32 protein-coding genes and 1 tRNA gene are annotated in these 26,823 nt (G+C 68.1%); 15 read left to right on the top strand and 18 right to left on the bottom strand.

Going from position 1 to position 26,823, the window contains the following annotated elements:
- The first annotated feature begins 120 nt into the window (after positions 1–120).
- The 3 genes from ACJJVL_RS13575 (at position 121) to ACJJVL_RS13585 (ending at position 1,659) form a co-directional block, all read left to right on the top strand.
- The gene (locus ACJJVL_RS13575; RefSeq protein WP_405219510.1) at positions 121–1,143 is read left to right on the top strand and encodes a substrate-binding domain-containing protein; all 1,023 of its coding nucleotides are present in this window, start codon (positions 121–123) and stop codon (positions 1,141–1,143) included.
- 157 nt (positions 1,144–1,300) lie between these two features.
- Complete coding sequence (locus ACJJVL_RS13580) at positions 1,301–1,504, top strand: cold-shock protein (RefSeq protein WP_072314408.1); 204 nt, start codon at positions 1,301–1,303, stop codon at positions 1,502–1,504.
- Positions 1,505–1,586: 82 nt separating this feature from the next.
- A tRNA-Arg gene (locus ACJJVL_RS13585) sits at positions 1,587–1,659 on the top strand.
- 258 nt (positions 1,660–1,917) lie between these two features.
- On the opposite strand, the gene lnt is transcribed toward ACJJVL_RS13585, so the two are convergent.
- Together lnt and ACJJVL_RS13595 are read right to left on the bottom strand one after the other, a co-directional pair.
- Complete coding sequence (lnt, locus tag ACJJVL_RS13590; protein ID WP_405219512.1) at positions 1,918–3,732, bottom strand: apolipoprotein N-acyltransferase; 1,815 nt, start codon at positions 3,730–3,732, stop codon at positions 1,918–1,920.
- Positions 3,704–4,666 (bottom strand): cytochrome c oxidase assembly protein, encoded by a 963-nt coding sequence (locus tag ACJJVL_RS13595; RefSeq protein WP_405219514.1) that lies wholly within the window; start codon positions 4,664–4,666, stop codon positions 3,704–3,706. The genes lnt and ACJJVL_RS13595 overlap by 29 nt, the downstream gene beginning before the upstream one ends.
- Before the next feature lie 293 nt (positions 4,667–4,959).
- Here ACJJVL_RS13595 and ccsB point away from each other — a divergent pair, with 293 nt between their 5' ends.
- The 4 genes from ccsB to ACJJVL_RS13615 all read left to right on the top strand — a co-directional run bounded on the left by ccsB (position 4,960) and on the right by ACJJVL_RS13615 (position 7,724).
- On the top strand, positions 4,960–5,901 hold the full coding sequence (gene ccsB, locus ACJJVL_RS13600; RefSeq protein WP_405219516.1) for a c-type cytochrome biogenesis protein CcsB: 942 nt from the start codon (positions 4,960–4,962) through the stop codon (positions 5,899–5,901).
- A gap of 88 nt (positions 5,902–5,989) precedes the next feature.
- A complete protein-coding gene (locus tag ACJJVL_RS13605) occupies positions 5,990–6,343 on the top strand; it encodes an ArsR/SmtB family transcription factor (RefSeq protein WP_405219518.1) in 354 nt (117 codons plus the stop codon).
- Positions 6,340–7,032 carry a cation diffusion facilitator family transporter gene (locus ACJJVL_RS13610; RefSeq protein WP_405219520.1) on the top strand — a complete coding sequence of 231 codons (693 nt, stop codon included), beginning with the start codon at positions 6,340–6,342 and terminating at the stop codon, positions 7,030–7,032. The genes ACJJVL_RS13605 and ACJJVL_RS13610 overlap by 4 nt, the downstream gene beginning before the upstream one ends.
- Complete coding sequence (locus tag ACJJVL_RS13615) at positions 6,993–7,724, top strand: DsbA family protein (RefSeq protein WP_405219522.1); 732 nt, start codon at positions 6,993–6,995, stop codon at positions 7,722–7,724. The genes ACJJVL_RS13610 and ACJJVL_RS13615 overlap by 40 nt, the downstream gene beginning before the upstream one ends.
- Positions 7,725–7,989: 265 nt before the next feature.
- Here ACJJVL_RS13615 and ACJJVL_RS13620 read toward each other — a convergent pair whose 3' ends face one another.
- The 3 genes from ACJJVL_RS13620 to ACJJVL_RS13630 form a co-directional block, all read right to left on the bottom strand.
- A complete protein-coding gene (locus ACJJVL_RS13620; RefSeq protein ID WP_405219524.1) occupies positions 7,990–9,606 on the bottom strand; it encodes a cytochrome c biogenesis protein ResB in 1,617 nt (538 codons plus the stop codon).
- A complete protein-coding gene (locus tag ACJJVL_RS13625) occupies positions 9,590–10,276 on the bottom strand; it encodes a cytochrome c biogenesis CcdA family protein (protein ID WP_405219526.1) in 687 nt (228 codons plus the stop codon). The genes ACJJVL_RS13620 and ACJJVL_RS13625 overlap by 17 nt, the downstream gene beginning before the upstream one ends.
- Positions 10,277–10,347: 71 nt before the next feature.
- The gene (locus ACJJVL_RS13630) at positions 10,348–10,929 is read right to left on the bottom strand and encodes a TlpA family protein disulfide reductase (RefSeq protein WP_405219528.1); all 582 of its coding nucleotides are present in this window, start codon (positions 10,927–10,929) and stop codon (positions 10,348–10,350) included.
- A 300-nt stretch (positions 10,930–11,229) separates the two neighbouring features.
- Between ACJJVL_RS13630 and ACJJVL_RS13635 the strand changes: the two genes are divergently transcribed.
- Positions 11,230–12,000, top strand: a complete 771-nt coding sequence (locus tag ACJJVL_RS13635; protein WP_405219529.1) for an NlpC/P60 family protein — start codon at positions 11,230–11,232, stop codon at positions 11,998–12,000.
- A gap of 130 nt (positions 12,001–12,130) precedes the next feature.
- Here the strand turns inward: ACJJVL_RS13635 and merA are convergent, their stop codons facing one another.
- Complete coding sequence (merA, locus tag ACJJVL_RS13640) at positions 12,131–13,555, bottom strand: mercury(II) reductase (RefSeq protein WP_405219531.1); 1,425 nt, start codon at positions 13,553–13,555, stop codon at positions 12,131–12,133.
- A gap of 101 nt (positions 13,556–13,656) precedes the next feature.
- Between merA and ACJJVL_RS13645 the strand changes: the two genes are divergently transcribed.
- Positions 13,657–14,046 carry a heavy metal-responsive transcriptional regulator gene (locus tag ACJJVL_RS13645; RefSeq protein WP_405219532.1) on the top strand — a complete coding sequence of 130 codons (390 nt, stop codon included), beginning with the start codon at positions 13,657–13,659 and terminating at the stop codon, positions 14,044–14,046.
- A gap of 233 nt (positions 14,047–14,279) precedes the next feature.
- Here the strand turns inward: ACJJVL_RS13645 and ACJJVL_RS13650 are convergent, their stop codons facing one another.
- The 8 genes from ACJJVL_RS13650 to ACJJVL_RS13685 all read right to left on the bottom strand — a co-directional run bounded on the left by ACJJVL_RS13650 (position 14,280) and on the right by ACJJVL_RS13685 (position 19,892).
- Entirely contained in the window at positions 14,280–14,741 is a 462-nt protein-coding gene (locus ACJJVL_RS13650) for a signal peptidase II (protein ID WP_405219534.1), read from the bottom strand.
- A 98-nt stretch (positions 14,742–14,839) separates the two neighbouring features.
- Positions 14,840–15,448 (bottom strand): cadmium resistance transporter, encoded by a 609-nt coding sequence (locus ACJJVL_RS13655; protein ID WP_128189344.1) that lies wholly within the window; start codon positions 15,446–15,448, stop codon positions 14,840–14,842.
- Positions 15,449–16,150, bottom strand: coding sequence for a cation transporter (locus ACJJVL_RS13660; RefSeq protein ID WP_405219536.1), 702 nt, complete (start codon positions 16,148–16,150; stop codon positions 15,449–15,451).
- Positions 16,099–16,452, bottom strand: a complete 354-nt coding sequence (locus ACJJVL_RS13665; RefSeq protein ID WP_405219729.1) for an ArsR/SmtB family transcription factor — start codon at positions 16,450–16,452, stop codon at positions 16,099–16,101. The genes ACJJVL_RS13660 and ACJJVL_RS13665 overlap by 52 nt, the downstream gene beginning before the upstream one ends.
- Before the next feature lie 231 nt (positions 16,453–16,683).
- Complete coding sequence (locus ACJJVL_RS13670; protein WP_405219538.1) at positions 16,684–17,697, bottom strand: arsenic resistance protein; 1,014 nt, start codon at positions 17,695–17,697, stop codon at positions 16,684–16,686.
- A complete protein-coding gene (locus ACJJVL_RS13675) occupies positions 17,694–18,005 on the bottom strand; it encodes a hypothetical protein (RefSeq protein ID WP_405219540.1) in 312 nt (103 codons plus the stop codon). The genes ACJJVL_RS13670 and ACJJVL_RS13675 overlap by 4 nt, the downstream gene beginning before the upstream one ends.
- A 214-nt stretch (positions 18,006–18,219) precedes the next feature.
- Complete coding sequence (locus tag ACJJVL_RS13680; RefSeq protein ID WP_405219542.1) at positions 18,220–18,663, bottom strand: DUF4913 domain-containing protein; 444 nt, start codon at positions 18,661–18,663, stop codon at positions 18,220–18,222.
- Positions 18,660–19,892 (bottom strand): type IV secretory system conjugative DNA transfer family protein, encoded by a 1,233-nt coding sequence (locus ACJJVL_RS13685; protein ID WP_405219544.1) that lies wholly within the window; start codon positions 19,890–19,892, stop codon positions 18,660–18,662. Before ACJJVL_RS13685 ends, ACJJVL_RS13680 begins: the two co-directional genes overlap by 4 nt.
- A gap of 401 nt (positions 19,893–20,293) precedes the next feature.
- On the opposite strand from ACJJVL_RS13685, the gene ACJJVL_RS13690 reads away from it, so the two are divergent.
- On the top strand, positions 20,294–20,431 hold the full coding sequence (locus ACJJVL_RS13690) for a hypothetical protein (RefSeq protein ID WP_405219546.1): 138 nt from the start codon (positions 20,294–20,296) through the stop codon (positions 20,429–20,431).
- Positions 20,432–20,464: 33 nt separating this feature from the next.
- On the opposite strand, the gene ACJJVL_RS13695 is transcribed toward ACJJVL_RS13690, so the two are convergent.
- Together ACJJVL_RS13695 and ACJJVL_RS13700 are read right to left on the bottom strand one after the other, a co-directional pair.
- On the bottom strand, positions 20,465–20,971 hold the full coding sequence (locus tag ACJJVL_RS13695; protein ID WP_405219548.1) for a hypothetical protein: 507 nt from the start codon (positions 20,969–20,971) through the stop codon (positions 20,465–20,467).
- A 329-nt stretch (positions 20,972–21,300) separates the two neighbouring features.
- Entirely contained in the window at positions 21,301–21,723 is a 423-nt protein-coding gene (locus tag ACJJVL_RS13700; protein ID WP_405219550.1) for an OsmC family peroxiredoxin, read from the bottom strand.
- 115 nt (positions 21,724–21,838) lie between these two features.
- On the opposite strand from ACJJVL_RS13700, the gene ACJJVL_RS13705 reads away from it, so the two are divergent.
- Positions 21,839–22,210: an FKBP-type peptidyl-prolyl cis-trans isomerase gene (locus tag ACJJVL_RS13705; protein WP_347755882.1), complete on the top strand. Its 372-nt coding sequence runs from the start codon at positions 21,839–21,841 to the stop codon at positions 22,208–22,210.
- Positions 22,211–22,314: 104 nt separating this feature from the next.
- Here ACJJVL_RS13705 and ACJJVL_RS13710 read toward each other — a convergent pair whose 3' ends face one another.
- Complete coding sequence (locus tag ACJJVL_RS13710) at positions 22,315–23,658, bottom strand: FAD-binding oxidoreductase (RefSeq protein WP_405219552.1); 1,344 nt, start codon at positions 23,656–23,658, stop codon at positions 22,315–22,317.
- Complete coding sequence (locus ACJJVL_RS13715) at positions 23,655–24,200, bottom strand: histidine phosphatase family protein (protein WP_405219554.1); 546 nt, start codon at positions 24,198–24,200, stop codon at positions 23,655–23,657. The genes ACJJVL_RS13710 and ACJJVL_RS13715 overlap by 4 nt, the downstream gene beginning before the upstream one ends.
- A gap of 92 nt (positions 24,201–24,292) precedes the next feature.
- Here ACJJVL_RS13715 and ACJJVL_RS13720 point away from each other — a divergent pair, with 92 nt between their 5' ends.
- Genes ACJJVL_RS13720 through ACJJVL_RS13735 form a run of 4 tightly spaced genes read left to right on the top strand, consistent with a single transcriptional unit; the run spans position 24,293 to position 26,815 of the window.
- Positions 24,293–24,799 (top strand): methylated-DNA--[protein]-cysteine S-methyltransferase, encoded by a 507-nt coding sequence (locus ACJJVL_RS13720; protein WP_405219556.1) that lies wholly within the window; start codon positions 24,293–24,295, stop codon positions 24,797–24,799.
- Entirely contained in the window at positions 24,796–25,260 is a 465-nt protein-coding gene (locus tag ACJJVL_RS13725) for an RNA polymerase sigma factor (RefSeq protein WP_405219558.1), read from the top strand. Before ACJJVL_RS13720 ends, ACJJVL_RS13725 begins: the two co-directional genes overlap by 4 nt.
- A complete protein-coding gene (locus ACJJVL_RS13730) occupies positions 25,253–25,843 on the top strand; it encodes a methylated-DNA--[protein]-cysteine S-methyltransferase (RefSeq protein WP_405219560.1) in 591 nt (196 codons plus the stop codon). The genes ACJJVL_RS13725 and ACJJVL_RS13730 overlap by 8 nt, the downstream gene beginning before the upstream one ends.
- A 54-nt stretch (positions 25,844–25,897) precedes the next feature.
- Positions 25,898–26,815, top strand: a complete 918-nt coding sequence (locus tag ACJJVL_RS13735; protein WP_405219562.1) for an asparaginase — start codon at positions 25,898–25,900, stop codon at positions 26,813–26,815.
- Positions 26,816–26,823: the final 8 nt, after the last annotated feature.

The raw sequence follows: 26,823 nt of genomic DNA on the forward strand, positions 1-26,823 counted from the left end.
CCTTGATCTCCGTATGAATCCTCGAGACGAGGAAGCATGTTAGCGCTATCATGATGACGCAGATCCTGCTCTGGTGGATGCCGGATGACTCGCGCGTGAAGCGCTCACTATGCTGACTCCATGTCCACCAGATCCCCGCAGGAGCGTGCGCCGAAGCAGGTCGATGTCGCACGCCTGGCCGGGGTCTCCACGCAGACGGTGTCGCGCGTCATGCTGGGTCACCGGAATGTGCGCCCGGAGACCGCCGAGCGCGTGCTGGCGGCGGTAGAGGCGACCGGGTACCGGCTGCACGCGGCAGCCGCGTCGCTGGCATCCGGGCGGACGCGCATGATCGGCGTCATCCTGGTGTCGACCGCCAGGTACTCGGCGAGCGCCACGCTGCTGGGCATCGAATCCGTTGCCGCGGAGACGGGATACGCGGTGACGACGGCGAGCGTGGCGCAGCATGCGGCACCAGCGGCGTTCCTCGACGCGTTCGTCCGCCTCGAGGGGCAGGGTGCCGAGGGCATCGTGATCCTCGCGCCGGTGGGCTTCCTCGCTGAGACGCTCGGCTCGCATGCCGAGCGTACGCCGACGGTCGGCCACCGGCTCGAGTCCGGCGCCGGCGCACACGGGCTCATCGACCAGCGGGCGGTCGCGAGGACGGCGACCGAGCACCTGCTCGACCTGGGCCACCGCACGGTCTGGCACGTCTCCGGCGACGAGTACTGGCAGGAGTCCAGGGCCCGGCGCGAGGAGTGGGAAGCGGTGCTCCGTGAGCGCGGCATCGAGCCGCCGCCGGTGATCCCCGGGGATTGGTCGCCGGAGTCCGGTTATCGCGCTGGCCGCACGATCGCGGCGATCCCCGACTGCACGGCGGTGTTCGTCTCCAGCGACGAGATGGCGTTCGGCGTGATCCGCGCGCTGCACGAAGCAGGGCGCGCCGTGCCCGGCGACGTCTCGGTCGTGAGCGTCGACGACATCGCGCTCGCCGCCTATGCCTCACCCGCCCTGACCACCGTTCGCCAGCCCTTCGAGCAGGTCGGACGCGCCACCGCGACGCGCGTGATCGACCTGATCGAGCAGCGCACGCCGGTACCCAGCGCCGTGCTCGTGCCGGAGCTCATCGTCCGTGGATCGACCGCCGAACCACCTCGTGCCTGAGCGCTCTCCGGCGCTTCGCGCGGTCGTCGCGACCAACCCGGCAGAAGTTTCCCAGCGGAGTGCACCCAACTACCGCTAGGGTTATCGGTGTGCAGGACGGATCTTGTTCTGCGCTTTTGAACGCAGCTTCGGCTGCATTGCATTGATTGAAGGAAATATGGCAACCGGCACCGTCAAGTGGTTCGACTCCGGCAAGGGCTTCGGCTTCATCGCTCCGGACGACGGCGGCAAGGATCTGTTCGCTCACTACAGCCAGATCCAGTCCAACGGCTTCAAGACCCTCGAAGAGGCTCAGGCAGTCGAGTTCGAGATCGTCGAGGGCACCAAGGGCCCGCAGGCAGCGGACATCCGCCCCCTGTGAGTCTCGTCGCGCCGCATGCGGCGTGACTCGATTCGCCTCACGGCCAGCGTTCATGTAATCTGATCGCTGGCCGTTTGGCCGGGCGCCCGTAGCTCAACGGATAGAGCATCTGACTACGGATCAGAAGGTTGGGGGTTCGAATCCCTCCGGGCGCGCACTGTGATGAGTCGCGACATAGGTCTCACCTGAGTCGCGACATAGGTCACGAGTTGGGAGCCCCTGGCCATCGGCCGGGGGCTTTCTGCGTGTTCCGCCAGTAGCTGCGGTTGGGCTGGATGTCGTTGGCTTGGTGGAAGGAGCCAACCAGGTGGCGCTCACCCAGCCCGACACCGGCGCTCAAGCACGCGAATCGTGCATGACCGAAGTGGCGCTCACGCGCGCGAGCAGTGGCCCCCAGAAAGACGAATACTCACCTAGCCGCCTTCAGCGATGCGCCCAGCTGAGTCCACGCGCGTCCTCCCGAACCGCAGCGCCGTCGCTGAACCCCTCGGGGGTAACAGGAGCGCAGTTGCGGTCGAGAACACCGCGAGGCTGATTACCGCGATCTCGATGGCGCCACCGAGGGCAATGCCCGGTGTCACGGTGTCGCTGAGCGGTAGCGTTTCGAGCATGACGCCAGGCTCGTAGGCCGTAAGTCGATCGATGATGCTTCCGTCGGGGAGGATGACGGCGCTGGTGCCGACGGTCGACGCGAGAACGAGTGCGCGGCCTGACTCCATGGCTCGGAGCCGAGCGATGGCGAGTTGCTGCAAACTTTGCGGGCTACCCTCACCGAAATCGGCATTGTTCGATGGCGAGAAGAGGATCGTGGCGCCTGCCTCGAGGATCGATTCCCGAAAAAGTCCATCGTCGACGATGTCGAAGCAGATGAAGAGTCCGGCGGTCGTGCCCGCGACATCGAACGCGTTGACGCTCGTCGGGTCGATGCTGTAATCGCCGGGAATGAAGTCCAGAAAACCCAGCCAGTCGAGTACCGGAGCCAGGATCGGCCGAGCCGGCAGGTACTCGGCGAAGGGAACTGGCCGACGCTTGCGGTACTCCGCACGCACCCCGTCGTCCCACAGCAGCAATGAGTTGTACGTCGCCCCCGATGTCGTCTGGATGGCGCCCAGGACGATGGGCGCGTCGACCATCTCTTGCACGCGATCGATCGCCGCGACCGCATCGGCGTCGCGTTGAGGGTCGGTCTCGCCGGCGTTCTCGGGCCAGACGAGGACATCCATCTCTTCGCCCGCGAGCCGCTCCGAGGCTTCGGCGTGCTGCGCGAGGATCTGACCTGGGACGTACGGGGCGAGCAAACCGGCCTCCGAGGCTCCTTGCACCGCCCCGACGCGCAGCTCGCCGAGCGGCGCAATGGGCACGCTTGGAACGAGCAATGCGATCACAGCCGCCGCTACCGGCCAGGTCGATGCCCGCAGCAGCGCCACGTTCCGGTGGGCCAACGCGACAGCAGAGGCAGCGCCTATCGCGGCGATCAGAAAGGTCAGCCCGGGCATGCCGACCCAGGCGATCGGTTCGCCCAGCGGGCTGCCCGCTTGGGTATGGGCGAGCCTGCCCCACGGGAAGCCACCCCATGGGAAGGCCGAAGAGAGCGACTCTCGCGCACTCCAGACGGCGGCGAGCGCCGTGCTCGTAGCGGGCGCCGCCACGGTCCGGGGCAGCCGAATCATCAGGCGCCAGGTCCACGCCGCGGCGATGCCGCCCAGTCCGTACCACGATGCCATCAGTGCCGTGAGGCCGACGAGAGGAACGGGACCGAGATAGACCGCAATCCAAGAGATCTGTACTGCGTACAACGCCGCACCGCCAGCACTCCCGACTGCGGCGGCCAAGAGCGGTGAGCGGCCGCGCAGTGCAAGCAGGCAGAGCGCGACCCCGACAATCGCGAGAGGCCATGCATCCCAGGGCGCAGCGGCTGCGGCCAGGCAGAGACCGCCGAGCACACTGGCGGCCACGGCGGTCGTGAACGAGGACACCGAGCGGAGGCTCGATGAGGCCACGGCGCCGAGGGTGGCACCGGCAGTTGTCCGCTGCGGCGTCGCGCCGGTAAGCATCGATGACAGCCGCATTCTTCCGTCAGCCACCCGCGGCCCGCCCGGAACGGCGGACGCGTCGCGTACGCCGTTCAAGGTGAGCATCGACCCCATCGAGGACCACTCTTCAGGAGCTGCCGCGGCGCTCCCGCGGCGCACGGCACGTTCATTTGCGCTCGTCGCGGTCGTTGTCATGTTCGCGCTGCTGCAGCCGCTGCAGGTACTCGTTGTAAGCATCCGCCTCTTCATCGGCGCGCCCCTGGGCCCGCTGTGCTCGTCGCCTGTCGCCGCGCTGCCAGCGCGCGAGCGTCACGATCAGCATCGCGAGCAGTGGCAGTTCCCCGAACGTCCACGCCAGAATTCCGGCTATGCCCTGGTCACGAACGGGATCGATATCCCACGACTCTGGAGTGGCGGTGGCGAAGTAGGGGACGAACGGTGTACTGGAGAACAGCATCACGAGGCCGAAAGCGGCATGGACCTGCATCTCGACGAAGATGTCGAACATCCGGCCCGGGTACGAGGTTCGGCGAGGCAGCGGGTCCGACGACACCAGCGGTGCAGTGATCAGGACGCCCACGATGAGGAATCCCACTTCAAGGACGACGTGTCCTATCCAAGACCGCAGCACCACGTCCGCGACCCCACCGACGTACAACCCGAAGAAGGACAGCAGCATCAAGGGAATAACCAGCGCCGGATGCAACGCGAACCTGGCCGCTCTCGAGCGCAACCCACAAAGAGCGACTCGAAGCACCGTGTTGCCAACGCCACGATGCGGCGTGGCGCGCAGGAGCAGGCTTCCCGGAGATCCCAGAACAAGCAGCGGGGCGATCACCATCATCAGCGCGAGCTGCTGGAACATGAAGATGGAGAACATCAGCTGGCCGTAGGCGTCGATTCCTGCGCCGGCGACGATGGCCAGCAGCACACAGCCGAGCAGGAAGCAAGCGGTGCGCAGCCACGGCCAACGGTGCCCGTGCCGTCGCAATCGCACAACACCCGTCAGATACGCGATGGCGAGGATCGCCGCGGCCGCCGGCAGCACGGGCACGGTCGGAGACACAGGGAGCAGAAACTGGTCGAAACTCGGGGGCAGCAATCGACCGATGATCCCGGCGGCGCTCATCGCCTGAGCTCGCGCTGCTGAGAACGATCGACCGGACGATCGCAGGCGATCGGATGCTGGTGCAGGGGTGATCGTGGTCGACTCACGACACCCGCCATGGCTGTGGCAATAGTTCTGCTCCTGGTCCGAGGGGTACACGTTGGCCCCGAGGCGCCTCTGTACGCGCTCATGCACGCACCAATCGCCCGCGATCTCTCCGCCACCGCCGATGTACTCGTGGCCGACCGATGTGGGCGCTCCTGAGCCTAGTCAGCACACTCCAGCCGGTTGACGCTGAACGATACGATTGCCCCATGCCCACGGCTGATCTTGACGCCTACTCATTGTTGCTCGTCTATTCGGCGATGGCGGTGTACACGCTGGCGTTCATCGCCTATGCGGTCGACGTCGCCCGCAGATCAGCGACGAAGCCCGTGCCCGCGGATGTGCGCGAGCCTGTCGGTGCCGGCTCGTATCGATCACTGCCGGCTGCATCGAGCGCCGCCGCCACGCCGTCCGTTGCGGCAGCGGGGCGCGCCGCTCGCATCGGCTTCACTCTGACGGTGTTTGCGTGGGCCCTGCACCTCGGCGGCGCGCTGCTGCGCGGCCTGGCTGCCGGCCGAGTGCCGTGGGCGAACATGTACGAGTTCGCTCTCACCGGCATTGCCGTGATCGTGGGCGTGTTCGTGCTGTCGCGGCTGTGGAAGGACCTGAACTTCCTCGGCGTGTTCTTCACGGGGCTCGCAACCGTGTTCCTCGGCATCGCCACCGTCAACTACTACGTGGCGGTGACGCCGCTGCCACCAGCACTGCAAACGTACTGGCTCGTGATCCACGTGTTCGTGGCGGCGCTCGCAACCGGATTCATGGGGCTCGGCACGGGGCTGAGCATCCTGCAGCTGATCAAGGAGAAGCGCGACAACGGCTTCCTGCGGTCGCTGCCCTCGGCGGTGCAGCTCGAGGATCTTGCGTACCGTGTGGGCGTCATCGGCTTCATCTTCTGGACCTTCACGCTCATCGCCGGCGCCATCTGGGCCGAGCACGCCTGGGGCCGCTACTGGGGCTGGGACACGAAGGAGGTCTGGACCTTCGTGATCTGGGTCATCTACGCCGGCTACATCCATGCCCGCGCGACCCGCGGCTGGCGTGGCTCACGGTCTGCTTGGCTGCAGATCATCGGCTTCGCCGCGATCATCTTCAACTTCACGATCGTCAATCAGTTCTTCACCGGCCTCCACGCCTACAGCGGGCTCTAAGCACCCCAAAACCCCGCGGGTGCTGCCGACCCCGCCGGGGCGGCTATGCCAACCTGTCAAGGGTCAGTCTAGGATGTATAGTCATCAGATGCTGACTATTTCCAGTCGTCTCGACGTGATGCATCGGCTCGGTCGAGCGATGGCGGATTCGAACCGCGCCCGCATCCTGTTGCAACTGCTCGAACGGCCCGGATATCCGGCCGCCCTCGCCCGCGAGCTCGAGCTTTCGCGCACGAACGTCTCGAACCACCTGGCGTGCCTGCGCGACTGCGGCATCGTCGTCGCCGAACCTGAAGGACGGCAGACACGCTACGAGATTTCCGACCTCCACCTGAAAGTGGCTTTCGAATCGCTGCTGGCGGTCACCCTCGCGGTCGACGAGGGTGCACCGTGCCTGAACACTGCATGCCCGGTCGAGGGCTGCTGCGAGGTGTCGGCATGACCGCCACGCTGACCGACGAGCGCCGTTCGCGCTTGCGCCGGCGCGTGCGCTGGATCGTCGGTTTCACGATCACTTACAACCTCATCGAGGCGATCATCGCGATCTGGGCGGGGTCGGTGGCCTCGTCCGCAGCGCTCATCGGCTTCGGTCTCGACTCGGTGGTCGAGGTGATGTCGGCGGCCGCGGTCGCATGGCAGTTCACGCGCAAGGACCCGGAACGGTGGGAGGCGGTGACGGTGAAGATCGTCGCGATCGCCTTCTTCGCGCTCGCCGCCTACGTGTCCATCGACGCCTTGCTCTCACTCGCGGGTGTCGGCGAGGTGGAGCACAGCCCGGTCGGTATCGCGATCGCCGCGCTCAGCGTGGTCGTCATGCCGGCGCTGGCCTGGTTCGAGCTGCGCACCGGGAAGGAGCTCGGCTCACGCAGTGTGCAGGCTGACGCGAAGCAGCTGCTTGTGTGCACCTATCTCTCGGCCGCTGTGCTGGTGGGCCTGTTGGCGAACTCGCTGTTCGGCTGGTGGTGGGCCGATTCGATCGCGGCCCTCGTCGTCGCCGGCCTGGCCGTGCGGGAGGGCATCGAGGCGTGGCGGGGGAAGCTTTGCTGCGCGCCGACCCTTGGCGTCGACGACGGCGAAGAGGACACGGAGGCGTGCTGCGCGTCCTGCAAGCACGAGTCGCCGCTAAAGTAGGCAGAGTGCGTACCCGCCCCCTCGTCACGATCTCGATCATCGCCGTAGCCGCAGCGATCCTCATCGCTGCACTGCTGCTCGTCGTCCGGCCCTGGGAGAGCAGCAATCCGCCACTCACGAGTGACGAATCGACCGACTCCCTCGTGTCCCCGACTGCGGCGCCGCCTCTCGTAGACGAATCGACGCACGTCCTGAACGACGCCGGCCCAGACGCCCCGGTGGTGGTCGAATTCCTCGACTTTGAGTGTGAAGCGTGCGGCGCCGTGTACCCCATCATGGAAGAGCTGCGTGAGGAGTACGACGGCGAGGTAACGTTCGCTGTCCGGTACTTCCCGCTGCCGGGTCATTTTAACTCCGGCAACGCCGCGGTCGCCGTGGAGGCGGCCGCTCAGCAGGGAGCGTTCGAGGCGATGTATCAGCGTATGTTCGAGACGCAATCGGAGTGGGGAGAGGGGCGGGAGTCCGAGGCCGACCGTTTCCGCGGCTACGCGCAGGAGCTCGGCCTCGATATGGCCGTTTATGACGCCGGTATCGCCGACCCCGCCACGTTGGCTCGCGTCGAGCAGGACTTCCAGGCCGGCGTCGCACTCGGCGTCGACCGAACGCCGACGATCTTCGTCGACGGGGAGCGGCTCGAGCTGTCGCAGGAGAGCGACATCGAGACGGCGATTCAGGCGGCACTGGCAGGGTAGAGATCCCGGTACGTGATCAAGGGGCTGGGTATCGGGGATCTCGACCTACGTCGTGAGTGACGCGACGCGTGCACTGTGCCGCGCTGCACGACACTCGCTGCAGCTGATGCGGTCAACACCGTGGCATGGAAGCCGGTCTCGGTCATCCCGAACCCGCACCGCCTTCCAGGGCAGTTCGAACGGTCTTGCCGGCCGAGCGTCGCGCGATGTCGACTCGACGCGGCGTAGCCGGCAAGGAGCGCGGCGGCATCCCACAAATCGGTGATCAGTCTTGGCTCGTCCCTCGGGGGAGCGAGTCGTCGGCTTGCGCTTCTCGTGGTCGGAGTCGTCGTGCGAGGTCGTCGACTGCTCGTTCGAGCGTGGGGTCTTCACCACGGGCGAGCCCCGCGAGTTCGAGTCCGCTTGGTGCTGCCTTGACCCACAGTCGGCGGCGTGGGATGAGGAGCGAGCCGAGCAGCGATGCCACGAGCAGCATCGCGATCCAGAACACGGGCGTCTGGGTGTGGTCGACGTGCACTTCGATGACCCCGTAGCGCACGACGTCCTCGAACGTGATGGTGCCGAGCCCGCCCGGGATGTCGACTGTCTGCCCCGGCGTGATCGTCAGCGCATCGGTGCCCGATTCCCCGCCGGCGATCTGCGTCATCTCGTCGGTCTCGAGCGCGTACACCGAGCGCGGCACCCCGGCGTCGAGCCCCAGGTCGCCCGTGAATGCCTGCAGCGACAGCACGGGGTTCGCGAGGTCGGGGTAGGCGGATGCGAGGGCGCCGGTGTCGAGCGGCACGGCCGTCGGGTAGAAGAAGCCGCGCAGGCCCAGCTGCTGCTCGAGCCCATCTGGCAGCTTCATCACGCCCAGGCTCGTCATCTGGTCGTCCTGGGCGAGGAACGGCGTGTACTCGTCGTAGACGAGCTCGCCCTCGGCGTCGCGCACCGAGATGCGCGGCGCGTAGCCGTTTGAGATCAGGTAGAGGTCGGCGCCCGCGACGTTGAGCGGCTCGTTCACCTTGATCTGCGCGTCGTGCTCCGCGCCGTCCTCGGTGACCGACACGTGCGCGGTGAAGTCGAGCGGCGCGCCGACGGCGTTCGGGTTCTCGGTCTCGTAGACCACGTCGAGATCATCGAGCTGCACCGAGAACGGCTCGAGCGTCGCGTCGTCGAACCACTGCCCCGCCGTGAACGTGTCGTAGCTCGACAGCGTGTTCGCGAAGCCGCGCCCCTCGACCACGAGCCGCTGCCCGTTGTAGCCGAAGCCCGAGCCGAGCCCCACCACCAGGATCATCGCCAGCAGCGAGATGTGGAACAGCAGGTTGCCCGTCTCGCGCAGGTAGCCGCGCTCGGCAGAGACCGAGTCGCCGTAGCGCGTCGTGCGGTACCCGAGCTTCTTGAGCACCCCATCCGCACGGTCGAGGTCGGATGCGTCGCCCGCCACGGTCTGGAAGCCCACGAGGCGAGACAGGCGGGCGGGGGTGCGCGGGGGCAGCGCGCGCATGGCCTTCCAGTGGTGCATGAGCCGCGGGATGACGCAGCCGACCAGGGAGGTGAACAGCAGGATGTAGATGGCCGAGAACCACGGGCTCGAGTAGACGTCGTGGAGCGAGAGCGCGTCGTAGAACCACACCAGATCGGGGTTGTCGGCGCGCACCTGGATGACGCCGTTCGGGTCGCTCGAGCGCTGCGGCACGAGGCTGCCGGGGATCGCGCCGACCGCGAGCAGCAGCAGCAGCACGATCGCCGTGCGCATCGACGTGAGCTGCCGCCACAGGAAGCGCAGCCAGCCGACGACGCCGAGCTTCGGCCCGCTGCCGGGCGCGCTCTCTGCGGGCTCGGGCGAGTCGACGTGGTCGCCCGGGCGCAGCGGGTCGGAGCTAGATGATCGTGACATAGGAGGCGATCCACCCCTGCATCTCGTTCATGATGGCGTCCCACGCGCCGGTGACCATGAGCAGGCCGATGATCATCAGCGTGACCCCTCCGCCGATGTTGATGGCGCGGACATGTCGGCGCATCCATGCCATCGCCGTTCCCATCCATCCGAGCCCCACCGCGAGCAGCAGGAACGGGATGCCCAGGCCCAGGGCGTAGGCGAAGCCGAGGAGAGCGCCTTGCCAGGCGCTGCCGGTGGTGACGGTGAGGGCGCTAATCGCGGCGAGCGTTGGGCCCGAGCAGGGGGTCCAGCCGAGGGCGAAGATGACGCCCACGACCGGTGCCGCCCACATGCCGCCGGATTTGAGCTGTTGTGGCTTCCAGACGCGCTGGAGGATCCGGAGCTGTCCGATGAACACCAGCCCCAGCAGGATCAGCAGTACACCGAGGATGCGCACGAGCAACGCCGACCATGCGAGCAGGAACGAGCTGACGACGCCGACAAGCGCGGTGCCGAGCACGAACACGGCGGTGAAACCGCCGACGAAGAGCGCGACGCCGGTGATGAGCCTCGCTCGGCCGCCCTCCTCGCCGACGAGCGAGCCCATCAGGCCCAGGTAGCCCGGGACCAGGGGAAGGATGCAGGGGCTCGCAAAAGACACGATGCCGGCCAGCAGCGCGATCGGCACGGAGATCAGCAGCTGCCCGCTGAGCACGGCCCCTCCGGGATCCAGGGCGACGCTCTGGAATACCGTCAGGCTCATCGCTCCAGTTCCTCCTGCAGCAGGGTCGAGAGGATGCTGGTGTCGGTGACGGCGCCGGAGACGCGAGCAGCCACCCGGCCATCAGCGTCGAGGATGATTGTCGAGGGCACCGCGTTGGGGGCGATGATGCCGGTGAAGGCGAGTTGACCCTGCGCGGATTGGTCGTCGAGGACCGAGGGGTACTCGATGCCGAACTCCTCCTCGAAGGCCATGGCCTGCGCGGCCCCGTCACGCACGTTCACGCCGATGAAGTCCACCCGATCACCGAACTCGCCATGCAGCTCTGCCAGCACGGGCGCCTCGACCCGGCAGGGCGGGCACGCGGCGTACCAGAAGTTCACGAGCGCGACGCCGTCGAGCGTCGCGGAGTCGAACTCGCCACCGCTGGCCAGGGGGCCCGTGAACGCGCCGGGCGCGGTCCGGTCCTCCGGCGCGATCTCCGTCACGATGCCGTCGCCGGCGAGGTAGCCCGCATCACCGACCTGCCCGGCGACACCGGCTGTGCTGGCGCAGGCGGTCAGCACGAGCGCGCTCACCGCCGCCGACACGGTCAAGAGACGACGGACGGTGTCTCTCATTAATCCTCCAGGAATCCGTTCCGACAATCGAACCCCGCCGTAGGGTTCCGTCGTCGGCCGTCTGAGGCGTCGCGAGAACCCGGGAGCGAGGTTCGGCCGAGTGCTGGGCGTGACATGATGCCCGCGCGGCACAGGGAAACCCGGCAGCGCCGGATGGGCATCACTGAGGAGCCTATCCATCGTTCCTATGGATGTCGTGATCAGGCGTCATCGCGGTCTATCCATCCGAATCTGCGTGTCAGGTGACAAGCAGGTAACGGATTGGTAACGTCGACTTCTGTGCCGCCAGCACTCAAACCTATGGAGAAGCTGCCTGTGACGACCTCTACGAACACCACCAGCCCGCGCGAAGATGCGCGCATGACCCGCGCCGCCGTCGTTCGCGGGGCTCGGCGCGTTGGTGTCATCGCCATCGCCGCCGCCTTTGCAACACCCCTCGCGTTGCCCGCTTTCGCCGCTGACACCGGCGCGGCACAGCCGCTGTCGAACCTCAGTGCGAACGCGCAGACGGTTGCGGGCGTTGTCACTGCCGGAGGCAACGGCCTCAGCGACGAACGTCTTGCAGTGCGGGCCACCACGGCCGAAGAGCTCTCCCAGATCCGCGCGGAACTCGAAGCGGAGATGGAACGGGAGGAGCAGGCCCGGCAGGCAGCGGCCACCGCTACTACGGGTACCGCGGGTAGCGACGCTGCAGCGTCGAGCGGGGCGCAGTCCCAGCCCGCGCAGCCTGAGGCAGTTGCCGGAGCTTCCGGCAGCGCTATCGCGGAGGCTGCGCTCGCACAGGTCGGCATCTCGCAGGATTGCGTGGCCATGGTGCGCCGCGCGATCGCCGCAGCGGGACTGCCGTACTCCGGGATGAACTCGCTGTTCAACCTCGGCCCGACGATTCCGATGTCGGCCGCCTCGCCCGGTGATGTCATCTACTACGCGGACGGTGGCGTCGGGCGCGCGCACATCGGCATCTACATCGGGGGTGGCCGTGCGGTGCACGGTGGCTGGTCCGGCTTCAACACCGTGATTGCCGGCGTCGACATCGGCGGCTCGGCGCCGGTGTTCATCGACATCACCTGATCGCGCAGCCGAATGGCGGGGAGCTGGAGCGGCCCGCTGATGTGGGGCTCGATGAATTGCAAATGGTTCTCGAGGACTTCTCCGGGAAATTGAATCGGGGGCCTTGTCGCTCCAAACGGGTGTGAGGCTGTTAGGCACAGCAGGACAATCTGTCGATGTCGGTGGTGAATGCCTTGGCTGCGATCCGGATACCCTCGGCCATGGTCAGGTAGGGGGCCCACGTGTCGGCGACCTCTGCGATGGTCTTGCCGAGCAGGTGGACTCCGGCGGCGGCGAGCTCCCCGGCGTCCTTCGCGACGGCGGTCAGGCCTAGGATCTCGCCAGTGTCGGCGTTCACGACGATCTTGATGAACCCGCGGGTGTCTCGGTTCACCAATGCGCGGGGCACGTAATGCAGCGGCAGCACTCGGCAGTCGCAGCGGATCCCGGCGGCGATGACCTGCTTCTCGGTCATCCCGACCGCGCCGATGGCGGGGCTGGTGAACGTTACCCGCGGCAGCCGCGCGTAGTCCACCGACCTCTCGGCGTCGGCGAAGGCGTTCTCTGCGACCAGGGTGCCGTGGTGGGCGGCCACGTAGACGAACTCGGGGTGCCTGGTCACGTCGCCCGCGGCCCAGATCCGCGGGTTGGATGTCCGCAGTTGTTCTGTGACGGCGATCGCCCCGTCGTCGTCGGTCCTGACTCCGACGGCGTTGAGGTTCAGTCCGTCGGTGACCGGTCGGCGTCCGAGGGCGACGAGGATCTGGTCGGCGCGGAACTCCTTCGCTTCGCCGGACACGTCCGCGGTCACGACCCTCTGACGGGTCTCCCTGTCCCGGGCCACCCGGATGGGCACCGCGCGACGGACGACGCGGATGCCCTCGTCGGCGAAGACCTCCTGGAGCGCCTTGGAGACCTCCGGCTCTTCGTTGGAGGCCAGCCGCGACCGCACCAGCACGGTGACCTGCGAACCGAGCCGGGCGAATAACTGCGCCTGTTCCAGGGCGACGTAGCCGCCGCCGAGCACCAGCAGCGACGCGGGGACCTCGCGCAGCTCCATCGCGGTGGTCGAGGTCAGGAAGCCGGCCTCCTCGAGGCCGTCGATCGGAGGTGCCCACGGGCTGGCCCCGGTCGCCACCAGGTAGTGCACCGCTTCGATGGTCGCGACGCTCCCATCGGCCCCCGTGACCTCGAGGGTCGGTGCGTCGGAGGTGCCCGCGAACGCCGCGTCTCCGCGGCGGACCTGCCACCCGTAGGACTCGGCGACGTCGGCGTACTTCTCGCCGCGCAGCGACTCGACCAGCGCTTGCTTCCCGCCGATCAGCGCGGGCATGTCGACGAGGTCCGCCGTCGTCGCGATCCCCGGGAACCGGTCCGAAGCATCGGCGGCGACGTGCCGCGCATCGGCGGCGGCGATGAGCGCCTTCGACGGCACGCAGCCGGTGTTCACGCAGGTGCCGCCGAGCGTGCCGCGCTCGATCATCAACACCGACTTGCCGAGCGTGGCGGCGCGGATTGCCGCGGCGAACGCGCCGCCGCCCGATCCGATGATGGCGAGGTCGTGCTTCGTAGGCATCGCTGCTCCTGTCAACGCTTGGATTTCTGCTCTGGTTCAGCCATACTGGACCTTCCAGTGCAGGGGAAGGTCAAGCGCGCCGCTGCTGATCGAGAGGCCACATGCGTATCGGAGAACTCGCCGAAAAGGCAGGCACCACAGCGAAGACGCTCCGCTTCTATGAGGAGCGCGGCCTCCTCCTGCCGGCCGACCGCACGCCGTCCGGGTACCGCGACTACACGCCCGACGCCTTCGCCCGGATCGACTTCGTCCACCGCGGCCAGGCCGCGGGCCTCACACTCGCCCAGATCCGCCTGATCCTCGACATCCGCGACGGCGGCACCGCGCCCTGCGAGCACGTGCGCGACCTCCTCGACGCACGGCTCGGGGACATCCAGCAGCAGATCGCCCGGCTGACGGCGCTCCGCGACACCATCTCTCTCCTCCGCGATCGCGCCACCGATCCCGCCCCCGGAGAGTGCAGCGACGAAGAAGTCTGCCGCTACGTGTGAGCGGCTCCGGAACGTCAGCTGGCGGTCGTGGGCGAGGCGGTAGGGTTCGGGGCCGTGCGCGAGGGTCGTGCCGCGCGTCGATTCGCTGGACTGATGTCAACGATCGCGCGCTGTTCGGTGATCGATGTGTTCACCGCAGCCCGATCGGGCGGGACTGGGCACCGTCGTGATCGCCGCAGTCTCTCCTCATGACTGGATTCGGACCCGAGCGCACCACAGCCACCTGGTGAGCCCTAGGGCCGCATGGGTTTACCCATGAAGGCGAAGGCGATGCAGAGCGCCAGACCGCCGAACACGAACACGTCTGCGAGATTTCCGATGAACCAGTCGGCGTAGGCGATGAAGTCCACGACGTGGCCACGGCCAGGGCCGGGGTGTCGTGCCAGGCGGTCGATGACGTTCCCGAGGGCGCCTCCGAGGATGAGGCCAAGGCTCAGCGCCCACGGCAGCGATGTGGTTCTCCAGGCGAGCCAAGCCGCGAACATCGTGCCCGCAGCGGCGAGGACGGTGATGAGCGGCGTTGCGCTGGCGCCGAGCGAGAATGCTGCGCCCGGGTTGTAGGTGAGCTGCAGCGCGAGCATGTCGCCCAGCAGCGGGTGACGCTCGCCGACAGCGAGGTTCGCCTCTGCCCAGACCTTGCTGAGTTGATCGATCGCGACGGCGGCGAGCGCGGCGAGGTAGCCGAGCAGGGTCACTTTCCACAGTCGAGGTCTCGTGTGTGGCGAGATAGCGCCCCCCGCGTCGACTGCCTGTGCTGCCGCGGGACGTGGCGAGCTGTTGTCAGTCGTCGACATCAGGCCAGTGCCTCGAATAGGCGGGGGATGACGCCGGATTCGATCAGGATGAACAGGCCGAGGCCGATGAACACGGCGGGGACCAGCCAGTGCTCGATCCGCTCGAGCGTCTCGGTGACGGCCTTGTGCGTGCCGATGAGCTTGCCGAAGAGGCACCAGACGCTCACCAGAGCGAGGAACACGACGATGGTGATCGCGGTGTCCGCGGGCGAGATGGTTCGGAACACGGGCGTGTAGAGGCTGATGTTGTCCGCCCCGTTCGCGATGGTGATTCCGGCGATGCCGAGCAGGCCGAGGTTCTTCATCGCCGACTCGTCTGGATCTGCGTCGTCGCGCTCGCGCAGTCCCCGGATGAGTCCGATGACACCGATCAGCAGGGGGATGAGGCCGAGGAAGCCGACCCACTCGTCCGGGATGATCGTGAGCCCGAGTGCCGCGACAACGCTGATCGCAACGAGCGTCGCGAATCCCAGGTACTGGCCGAGGACGATCTGCCAGGGCCGAGGCCCGCCGCGGGACGATGCGAGGAAGAGCACGGTGAGTATGACGATGTCGTCGATGTTGGTTGCCGCGAACATGCCGATCGCGGAGGCAATGGTCGCGAGCATCTAGATGTCCTTCGTCTCGAGCTCGCCCAGGACTTCGAAGGGCGATTCGACGTCGCCGCGCCACGCCTCAATGCCTTCGCGGATCGCGAGCCCGGCGACGATGAGTGCAGCCACGGAATCTGCCCACATCCAGCCGAAGAGCAGGTTGAGCAAGAGGCCGATGAGCACCGTGCCGGACAGGTAGATGCACAGAAGCAATTGCTTGGCGTCCGCCTGCACGCTGCGCGAACCGAGCTGGCGACCGGTGCGGAACTCGAACCAGGCCAGAGCCGGCATGACGAGCAGGCTGAGGGTGGCGATGCCGATGCCGAGCGGGCTGTGATCGACCTCTTCCACCCCGGTCAGCGTGAGCACCGCGTCGATGATGACGTACGCGGCGAGAGCGAAGAACGCAATGCCGATCGCGCGGACCGTCGCCTTCTCCCACCGTTCCGGATCCTTGCGCGTGAACTGCCATGCGACTGCGGCCGCGGAGAGCACCTCGACGATCGAATCGAGCCCGAACCCGATCAGTGCGGCCGAGGAGGCCATCGAGCCCGCCCAGATCGCGACGATCGCCTCAATGACGTTGTAGGTGATCGTGAAGCCGACGATGAACCGCACTCGGCGATGCAGGGTGGTTCGTCGTGCCTCGGTCAGTGCCGCCGCGCTCATCGGGCCGACTCGCAGCAGCCGGGGACCGGGCACTCCGGATCGAGGCATGGCGCTTGCTCGTCGACGGCCAACGTCACCTCGACCAGTGCAGTGAGCGCCCGCGCGAGGTGCGGGTCGGCGATCTCGTACCGCGTCTGGCGGCCCTCAGGCTCGGCCACGGCGATGCCGCAATCACGCAGGCAGGCGAGATGGTTCGACACGTTCGAGCGTGTCAGCTCGAGCTCGCGAGCAAGCACAGCGGGGTAGTTCGGCCCCTGTAGCAGGTTCAGCAAGATGCGTGAGCGTGTCGGGTCTGCCATCGCCCTGCCCAGCCGATGCATCACGTCCAATCGATTCGCAATAGTCAGCACGCACTGACTATACAGCAGATGCTGACCTGCGAGGCCCGAGGCGCTGGAAGACTTGCATCCATGGTGATGCAGAATTTGCACCAATCGGAGCGGCTCTCGGCCGTCACGAGCCGGTTCGCGCTGGGAAAGCACCGGTCAGCGACCATATTGGAGCGAGGATCGCCGGAGCGTGCAGGGGATACCAGACGGGCGGGAGGGCTTCGTACCCACTTTGACTGGATACCGGGGATATCAACGTACGTCGTGAGCTCCACGCGACGATGAGCCGCGCCCACGATTGACACGCTCTGGGATGAAGCGTGGCACCAGCCGCACGAGCACCATCATGGCCACCAGCTCGACGAGGGTTTGGGTGACGACGGCGAGCGGGGCGATGCCGAGTGTCGCGGGCAATGCCAGTGCGAGCGGGAGGACGACGAGCGAGTTCCTGGTCGCAAGCGAGAAGGCGACCGCCCGCGTTCCAGGGACGTCGAGCCGGGCCATGCGGCCCGCGAGCAGGCCGAGCATCACCGCGACGACGACGAACGCCACGTAGAGCGGCACGACGCGGATGAGGGCGCCGATCTGCGAGCCAACGGCGCCGATCTGCGACCCGACGACGGTCGCGAGCGTGAGCATCATGAGCGGCACCATGGCGGCGGCCATGACCGTCTCGACGACTCGGCCGAAGCGGTGTCGCTTCGCGAAGGCCTGGACGATCGCGGCCGCGGCGAGCGGGATGACGATGAGCAGCAGGAAGGCCTCTGCGAAGGGGCCGACGTCGATGACATCGAGCACTTCGGTTCCGACGAACAGCAGCAGGTAGAGCGGCAGGAGGAGGATCTGCACCAGCATCAGCAGGGGAGCGGCCGCGAGCAGGCGTGCGCGTGCGCCGCCGGCGAGGCCGGTGAAGACGATCACGTAGTCGATGCACGGCGTCAGCAGCACCAGCAGCACGCCGAGCAGTAGGCCGCGGTCGTCGGCGACAAATCTCGATAAACTCCACGCGAGCACAGGAACCACGACGAAGTTCGCGCCGAGAATCGTCACGAGGAATCGGGCGTCGCGGAACGATCGCCCCACCTCGACGAGCGGTACGCCGAGGAAGGTCGCGAAGAGCAGCAGCATCAGCACTGGCTCGATCGCGTGCTCCAGCGTGGGTGCGACCGAGGGGGAGATGAGTCCGACCGCTGCGCCGACGGCGATCGCGGCGAGGTAGATCGGAACCTGGTGTTGGTCCCAGGCCTGCACCAGACGCGGCGTCATCTGGTGTGGGGGAGCTGTCCGGTGATCTCCGCGAGCATCGACGCACCTTCGGGAGGCGTGCGCATCGCGAGCACAAACATCTCGCCGCGCAGCGCGAGATCGAACGCGAAGAACGGACAGCACGCCTGCTCATCCGCGGCCACACGTGCCGCCGACTCGATGACCGCGATCGGGAGCAGATACTGCAGGCCGCCGTCGACCACTTCGGGCTCGGCGCCCTCGAGCAGCGAGCGCCAGCGATCCACCTGGCCTTGCATGCCGGCACCGAGCGAGCAGGCAACCGCCGGAGAAGAGGGCTGGTCGATCATGGGTGCAAGATTACGCTCACGCCGCTCGGCGCGCTGGCACACAGGAGAGGGTCGGGGAGCCGAACTAGTGTGGTATCACGTGTTCTTTCAGACATAAGGTTGGTTATCGGCGGAGCTTATAGGCTGATCCGAGATCGACTGTAGCGCAAGCGATCCACCCACACCAGAGCAAGCGGTGCCCCGACCAGCCGGCCGGGGCACCGCTTGTCGTGCGCTACTGGTGGCGCATGTCCGGGAACCAGCCGGCGGGCGCCTCGTCGACGGGCAGTGGTTCGCCCGGCGCGACGGTGACCAGGTCGTTGTGGGCGCCGGCGAAGGGACCGTCCGCGTCCTGGATGATGCGCATGTGGTAGTCGCAGTGGTCGCGCCACCAAGTGCTCATGCCGAACGCGGGATCGTGCCTGAGAGCCTCCCAGGCGCGCCACACGGCCTCGAGGCGGCTGACCGCCTCGGGGTAGTCCCACCAGTTGCGTACCCAGTGACGCTCGCCGCTGCGCTTGCCGGTCGATCGGCGGTACTGGAAGCAGAGCTTGAGCCGCACGAACTCATCCACCGAGCCGTAGAACAGGGTCGGTTCGGTCGCCTCCTGGTCGAGCACTGATGCAGGAGCGTCGACGGCGCCGCCGGCGTCGTACTCGAGTGCGTCGACGGCGCTCACGCGCGGGCCCCAGCCTGCGCGATCGAGGCCCGCACCTGCTCGGCGTGCTTGCCCTCCATCCAGGGCACGGTGCGCATCATCGTGGGCACCGAACCGGAGCCGAAGACGACGGCGCGGCCGCGGGGCAGCGCGGCCAGGTCCGAGACCTCGAGCTTGCGCTCCTTGGTGATCGAACGCGAGACGTTGGCGCCGCCGCCGCGGCCGCGCGAAACGGTCCGCTGCTCGTAGCGGTAGTCGCCGACATTGTCGGAGAGCTGCCTGAGGAAGTCGACCTCGTCGACGCCGCCAGCGTAGATCTTCACGTTCGATGCGCTCCACAGCTTGCGCATGCCGGATTGCGACCACACGTCGACACTCTGCGACCACGACTGCAGGATGGTGATGAGGTTGATGCCGCGCGAGCCGTAGTGCGAGTAGAGATCTGGCAGCGAAGCCCACCGGCACACGTTGGCCGCCTCGTCAAGGACGCCCAGGATAGGCACCTGCAGCCGGCTGCCCGGCTGCGTGACGGCGTACTCCTCGGCCGCCTCGACGACCGCGGCCGTCAGTGCGAGCACGAGAGGACCGGCCGAGCCGGCGCCCTCCTTGGAGAGGCTGTAGAGCGTGTCTGTGGACCGCACAGCGAAGTCGGGGCGGAACTCCTCGCGACCCAGGCCGGGCGTGACCCAGGCGGCAATCCGCGAGCTTTTCAGCGATGACGCCATCTGCACCGCCGTGCCGTAGATGCCGCCGCGCTGCTTCGCTTCCAGGCCCATGACGCCGAGCACGGCGTCAGCAACGAGCGGGTAGCTGCTCTCGCGCAGGATCGTCGAGGCCTCCCGATTGCCGTCGTCGGCGAGCCACCGGTAGACGTCTGTGATGTCGCGGCCGTCGATCGAGGCTGCCAGGAGCATGCCGGCGAGGAGATCCTGGCCGGCCGGGTCGAAGTACGCATCCGTCTTCGCTCCCGCCTTCCTCGAGCCTGAGGCGAAGTGCTCGGCGAGCTCCGCTGCCTTCTCGTCGTCGGTCACGTAGCTCAGCGGGTTCCAGTACCAGGTGGGTGCCTCGCCAGCGACGCCCTGCGGGTCGAACACCCAGGCGCGGCCGCGCTCTCCGCGGATGCCGCGCGTCGCGTCTAGCACGTCGCGCTTGTTGGACGTCACCAGTGCGAAGCCCGGCGCCTCGAGCAGCGCCGGGATGACGAGCGACGTCGACTTGCCGACCCGGGGGCCCGCGATCATCGTCACCATGTCCTCGACGATTGAGTCACGTCGACGCGGAGATCGTGGGACTCGCGATGCAGACCGACCGGATGCCCCGATGGTAGAGCGTCCGACCCCGCGTATGCTGCGGCGTTGCGCTTCGCAGCGCATGCCGCTGATACGACGTCCAGGAATGCGTCCAAGAACGCGGTGGCACAGGGGGACGCGCAGGGTCGTGATGGGCTCACCGTCGCCGAAAACCCGCTGCGTTTGGCGGAAGCCGATGCTCAGTAATGGCCTATTCGAGATCAGAAGGTTGGGGGTTCGAATCCCTCCGGGCGCGCACTGTGTTGAGACAGTGAAGAAGGCCACTTGCGAGAGCAGGTGGCCTTCTTGGTTTCCGCCTTGGCGCGCTGGCTCGAATCTCGCGGGCGTGCCAGGCTTGCGTCGTGTTGCTGCGCAGCGACGAATGGTCGACGGCAGCGCAGGTCTACGACGGTGACGTCGTGACGCATCCGATCTCCGGTGAGACGGTGACGTTCGCGATCGACAGCATCTGGCGGTACGTTCCGGATCAACGACGCTGATCGCACGGCGTCAGCGGGCAGCGCCGATCGGGCTCAGGCGCCTTCGGTGGATGCGACGCACTCGCAGCCGGGGTGCCCGATGCTCCTGCACTCCTCGGAGTAGGCGCTCAGCATCGCGTGCTCGAACACGAAGAAGTGCGGGGAGATCACGCGCTGCACGGGCCCGGGCAGTCGAGCGGCGAGGCGATGCAGCGGATTGCCGACGGTGAGCTCGGCCGCGTGCACGCCGACGTAGAGCAGCGTGAGGAGCGAGAAGAGGGTGAAGCCCTGCCCCTCGGGGTTCAGCACGGCGGTGAGCTGGAGCAGGATGACCAGTGCGAGCATCAGGTGGATGAGCGGCGACCGGCGCAGCCGCGCTCTCGCTGCTGCTCGACCGAAGTCGGTCGAGGCGAGCACCGCGGTGGCGGCCGCGATGCGGTGCGCGTCGTCGTGCGACGTCTGCTCGCTGGCCGCGAGTCGGCCGATGCGCTCGGCGCGCTGCACGTACCGCTCGAGGACCGCGATCGCGCTATCGCTGTCTGGGCTGTCGTCGTCATTCATCGAGAGCTCCCTCCTTCTACGATCTTCTCGCACTTCCGCGTGACATTCGACGGTGCGCGCATCGTCGGAGAAAGCCGAAGCCGCGATGCCGACTCGAGAGTCGACACCGCGGCTGCGGGTTCGTGCTGGTCGTTACATGATGATGTCGTCATCGCCGGTGATGATCGACATGATGATGTCGTCGTCGCCGCCGAGCGTGACCAGCAGGTGGGTGGGAAGTTGCTCGTATCGCTTCATTGCTCTCCAGTCGCTTTCCAGGTGACCCCGTCATATCTGTTTATAGTCGGTTCAGACGGGTACGTCTAGGAGAAACTTTGCGAGATGCGCAGTTAGTCTTCCAGGGTCGCCGATTCCAGCGAGATCTCCACCCCTGCCAGGGCCTGCGACACGGGGCATCCCTGCTCTGCCTGTCCAGCGAACTCGCTGAACTGCGCCTGGTCGATGCCGGGCACTCGCCCCGACACGCTGAGCGCGCTCGTCGTGATGCCGGTTCCCGCGACAAATGTCACCTTGGCGCTCGTCGAGAGCGACTCGGGCGCGTGGCCCGCCTCACCCAGGATGTTCGAGAGCGCCATCGAGAAGCACGATGCGTGTGCGGCCGCGATGAGCTCCTCCGGCGTGGTGCCGCCCTGGGATTCCGCACGCGCCTTCCACGACATGTCGAAGCTGGAACCGCCGCCAAGCGTGGCGGTTCCGCTGCCCGTGGCAAGGTCGCCGCTCCAGGTTGCGCTGCCGTTCGACGTGATGGCCATGGTTCCTCCTTGAGTCGCGTCGAGGCCCGGATCGGCTCGACCTTCTCAGGCTAGAGCGGTCGAATCTGAAAGGACAGGGAAACGGCCACGATGTGCGCCGTGCGAGGATTGACGCATGACTGAGAAGCCTGAGATCGACGCACCCGAGGGTCCCGCACCCACCGACCTGGAGATCACCGACATCACGGTCGGCGACGGCGAGGAGGCGGTGACCGGCAAGCAGGTCAGCGTGCACTACGTCGGCGTGACCCATTCCGGCGGCGAGGAGTTCGATGCCTCCTACGGCCGCGGGGCACCGCTCGAGTTCCCGCTCGGCGTCGGCATGGTCATCAAGGGCTGGGAGCAGGGCATCGAGGGCATGCGCGTGGGTGGACGCCGCAAGCTCGTGATCCCGCCGCACCTGGCCTACGGTGAGCGCGGCGCGGGCGGCGTGATCGGGCCGAACGAGACGCTGATCTTCGTCTGCGACCTGGTCGCCGTCAAGTAGCAACAGCCGTTTTTCAACCGACCCTGTGGTCTGGCGGCACGATAATCGTGCGGCCAGACCACAGGGTCGGTTCGGCGGTAGAGGACGGTGAGGGAGGGGAGGCGCTACAGCGCCTTGCCGGGGTTCAGGATGCCCGTGGGGTCGAACGCGGCCTTCACGGCGTGCTGCAGCGCGAGCTGCCGCTCGCCCAGCTCGTCGACCAGCCAGCGGCGCTTGAGGATGCCCACACCGTGCTCTCCCGTGAGCGTGCCCCCGAGCGCGATGCCGGCGGCGAAGACGTCGTTCGCGCAGGCCCAGATCGCCGCGCTCGGCTCCGGGCCGTCGAAGATGAAGGTCGGATGCAGGTTGCCGTCGCCCGCGTGTGCCGTCGTGGCCAGCCGCACCCCGTGCCGCGCGGCGGCGTCATGGCAGGCGCGGAACATCTCCGCCAGCCGCGAGCGGGGCACCGCGACATCCTCGACCAGCACCGTGCCGAAGGACTCGAGCGCGAAGTGCACCTGCCGGCGCACCTGCACGAGGGCATCCGACTCCGTGAGGTCGTCTGTGCGCTCGACACGGCCGCCGTGGGCGGCGAGGATCTGCGCGACCGTCTCCGAGGTGGCGTCGGCCCCGAGATCGTCGGTCTGCACGAGCACGAACGCGCCCGACATCGCGCGACCCGTGTAGGCGGCGAGCATCGTGACGGCGTCGCGGCCGACGAGCTCCATGATCGCCGGCCGGATGCGCGCGGCAGTCACGGCGGTGCAGGCGGCTGCTGCGGCGGCCTCATCGTCGAAGAACGCGCCCACCGTCCAGACGGCCCCCTCGACGAGCGGCCGAAGCTTGAGCGTCGCGCCGACGATGACCCCGAGCGTGCCCTCGGAGCCGATCAGGAGCGCCGTGAGGTCGAGCCCCGTCACGCCCTTCACGGTGCGGTGACCGGTCGAGATGAGGCTGCCGTCGGCGAGCACGACGTCGAGCGCCAGCACCCACTCCCGGGTCACGCCGTACTTCGCGCACAGCAGGCCACCCGCGTTCGTGGCGATGTTGCCGCCGACGGTCGAGATCGCGCGGCTGGCGGGGTCCGGCGGCCACCACAGGCCGTGCGTCGCAAGGATCTCGTTGAGCGCTGCGTTGCGGATGCCGGGCTCGACCACGCACGACTGGTCGATGACCGAGATGTCGAGCACTCGGCGCATGGAATCCACCGACAGCACCAGTTCGCCCTCTCCGGCAATCGCGCCGCCCGCGAGACCGGTGCCCGCCGCCCGCGGCACCACCGGGACGTCGTGCTCGTGCGCCCAGCGCATGGCGGCCTGCACGTGCTCCACCGACTCCGCCTCGACGATCGCGAGCGGGGCGGCGCCGGAGCGATGCCCCGACTTGTCGGCCCGCGTCGCATCGAGCGCCGCGGCGTCGATGACCACGACGTGCGCGGGGAGCGCGGCGCGCAGCGTGTCGAGGCTCATCGCAGCAGCAGCCCGTCGACGACCTCCCAGGCGCCGCGCCCGCCCGTCAGGCGGACCGAGTGCGCGTTGTCCGGGGTGTCGGTCGCGATGCCGGTGACGTGATCGGTGAACGCGCGGATGAGGGTGCCGTGCGCGACGATCACGAGCCCGGCGACCGGGTGCGCGTCCGTGATGTCCTCGATCGCGGCGACGGCGCGACGCTGCAGATCCTCGAACGTCTCCTGACCGGGCCAGGTCTGTCCGAATCGCTCGATCGCCTGCTCCTTCGTCAGGCCCTCGGCAGCGCCGTAGGCACGCTCCACGAGCCCTGCGTAGCGGCCGACGACCTCCACGCCGAGCGCCTCGGCGATGATGTCGGCGGTGACCGCCGCGCGCTGCAGCGGCGAGGAGACCACCGCGTTCCACCGGTCGTCCGCGAGCAGCCTGGCGGCGGTGCGTGCCTGCTCCAGGCCGGTCGCGTTCAGGGCGATGTCGCTGCTGCCCTGCAGGCGACTGTCACGGTTGTAGTCGGTCTGGCCGTGGCGGACGAGGGCGATCTCCATGGGTCGAGCCTATGGCCGGGCAGCATCCGCTCGTCCACAGGCTCACATTCGACTGCCGTCGCGCGTTGGCAGAGTATGAGAGGAATACGACCATGACGTACACGATCATCGACAGCCCCATCGGCTCGCTCACGCTGGTTCGCGATGCCCGGGGAATCACGGGTCTGTTCATGCCAGACCATCAGCCGGCGCCGAAGCCGGCGACGTTCGGGGCGCGGGACGACGAGGCGTTCGGGGATGCGGTGCAGCAGCTGGGCGAGTACTGGGCGGGGGAGCGCACGGCGTTCGACCTGCCGCTCTCGCCGACGGGCACGGCCTTCCAGCTGCGGGTGTGGCAGGCGCTGCAGACGATCCCGTATGGCGAGACCCGCACGTATGGCTGGATCGCCGAACAGATCGGACAGCCGACCGCGGTGCGCGCGGTCGGCCTCGCGAACGGCCGCAATCCGCTCTCGATCGTGGTGCCGTGCCATCGGGTGGTCGGGCGATCCGGTGCGCTGACCGGCTACGCGGGCGGGGTCGAGCGCAAGCGCTTCCTGCTCGACCACGAGGCAGGCGCGGCGCTCGACGGTGCCAGCGGTCTAGATTCGGTCGCGTGACCCGTGCGCCCTTCGACTCGATCGTGGCGCAGCACGGCGCGCGGGTCTGGCGAGTGTGCCGAGCGCTCCTCGACGAGCCCGACGCCGACGATGCCTGGAGCGAGACGTTCCTCGCCGCGCTCGAGGCCTACCCGCGGCTCGCGCATGACGCCAGCATCAAGGGCTGGCTCGTGACCATCGCGCACCGCAAGTCCATCGACGTGCTCCGGAGGCGCACGAAGCTCGTCGTGGGCGACGTGCCGGACCGCCTGGCGCCCGAGCGCGGTCGCGACCTCGATCTGGCTCGCGCACTGGCGCAGCTGCCGCAGCGACAGCGCGAGACGGTCGTGCTGCATCACCTCGGCGGTCTGCCGTTCAACGAGGTCGCGGCCGCGGTGGGCAGTTCGTCGGCCGCCGCCAGGCGCGCCTCTGCCGACGGCGTGCGCCGACTGCGCGAACTGATGGGGGGCGCCGGTGGCTGAGCTGCTGCAGGGCATGCCGGAGGTGCCGCTCGCGAACCTGCGCGCGCGGCTGGCCGAGCGAGCCGCGGCGAGCGGGCTGCTCGACGTGGCCTACCGCCGACTCGACACCGAACTGGGGGCACTGCTCCTCGCTGCTACGCCCACCGGTCTGGTCTCCGTGACGTTCGATGGCGATCACCCCGCTGCCACGCTCGAGCGGCTGGCGGTCGCGCTCAGCCCGCGCGTGCTGGAGGCACCTGCCCAGCTCGACGACGCCGCTCGCGGGCTCGACCAGCTCATCACCGGCCGCAGCCGCAGCTTCGCCGGGGTGCTCGATCTGACGCTCGCGCGCGGGTTCGGTCGCCAGGTGGTCGAGGAGCTGCGGCGGATCCCGTTCGGCCAGACGCGCAGTTACGCCGATGTCGCGCAGGCCGTGGGTTCGCCTCGGGCGGTGCGTGCCGTCGGCACCGCGTGCCGCAGGAATCCGCTCCCGATCGTCATCCCCTGCCACCGGGTGGTGCGCAGCGACGGCCAGCTGGGGCAGTACGCGGGCGGCGTCGACGCGAAGCGTGTGCTGCTCGACATGGAGGCGGCCGTGTCGTAGGGAGTGGCTGCGTGACGGCAACCGCCCGCCCCGCTCGCGACTAGCGTGGAGGGCATGCCTTCCACTGAGCTCCTGGCCGTCATCGAGCGCGACGGGTTCGTCGAGTCCGAGCACCGCGGCGTTGCCGTCGTCATCGATCCCGATGGAGCCGTCATCGAATCGCACGGCGACAGCACCAAGGCGTTCCTCTCGCGCAGCAGCCTGAAGCCGCTCTACGCCGCCGCACTCATCGACGCGGGGCTGATCGCGCTCGAGCCTGATCACGCGGCGCTCGCCAGCGCCAGCCACTTCGCCGAGCAGCAGCACGTCGACACGGCCGCTGCCATGGCGGCGCTGCACCGCGTTGACGAGGAGGCGCTGCGATGCCTGCCGATGACCGCGCCCGACGGCTCGAAGCGCCGCTTCGCGCACATGTGCGTCGGCAAGCACATCGCGCTCGCGGCAGCTGCTCGCACGATGGGCGCGAGCGCCGACTACTGGGCCGATGACCATCCGCTCGCCGGCGTGCTGCGTGATGGACTCGCCGCTGCGGCGGATGAGCCCATCCGGCAGTTCGCGCACGACGGCTGCGGAGCCCTGGTGTTCCCCACCACGGCGGTGGGCCTCGCCCGGGCGTTCCGGCGGCTGGCGCCGGACGGCACGGGAGCCCACCGGATGATCGGCGAGGCGATGCGCTCGCATCCGACCCTGGTCGATGGCACGGGCCGTCCCGATGCGGTCGTCATCGCGGCGACCGGATGCGCCACCAAGTTCGGGGCCGAGGGCACGCAGGCGATGGTCGCCCCTGACGGCACCACCGCGGTGGTCAAGTCGGCCGATGGTGCCCGTCGCGCCGGCTCGCCCGTTGCGCTGGCGATGCTCGAGCGCGCGGGCGCAATCCCTGCCGGCACCCTCGAAGGGCTCGCGGAAGCACTGGGCCTGCTGCAGATGAGTGCGGACGAGCCTGTCGGCCGCCTCCGCGTCACGATCTGACGCCCGGC

The organism is Agrococcus sp. Ld7 (assembly GCF_045064095.1).
Lineage (GTDB): Bacteria > Actinomycetota > Actinomycetes > Actinomycetales > Microbacteriaceae > Agrococcus.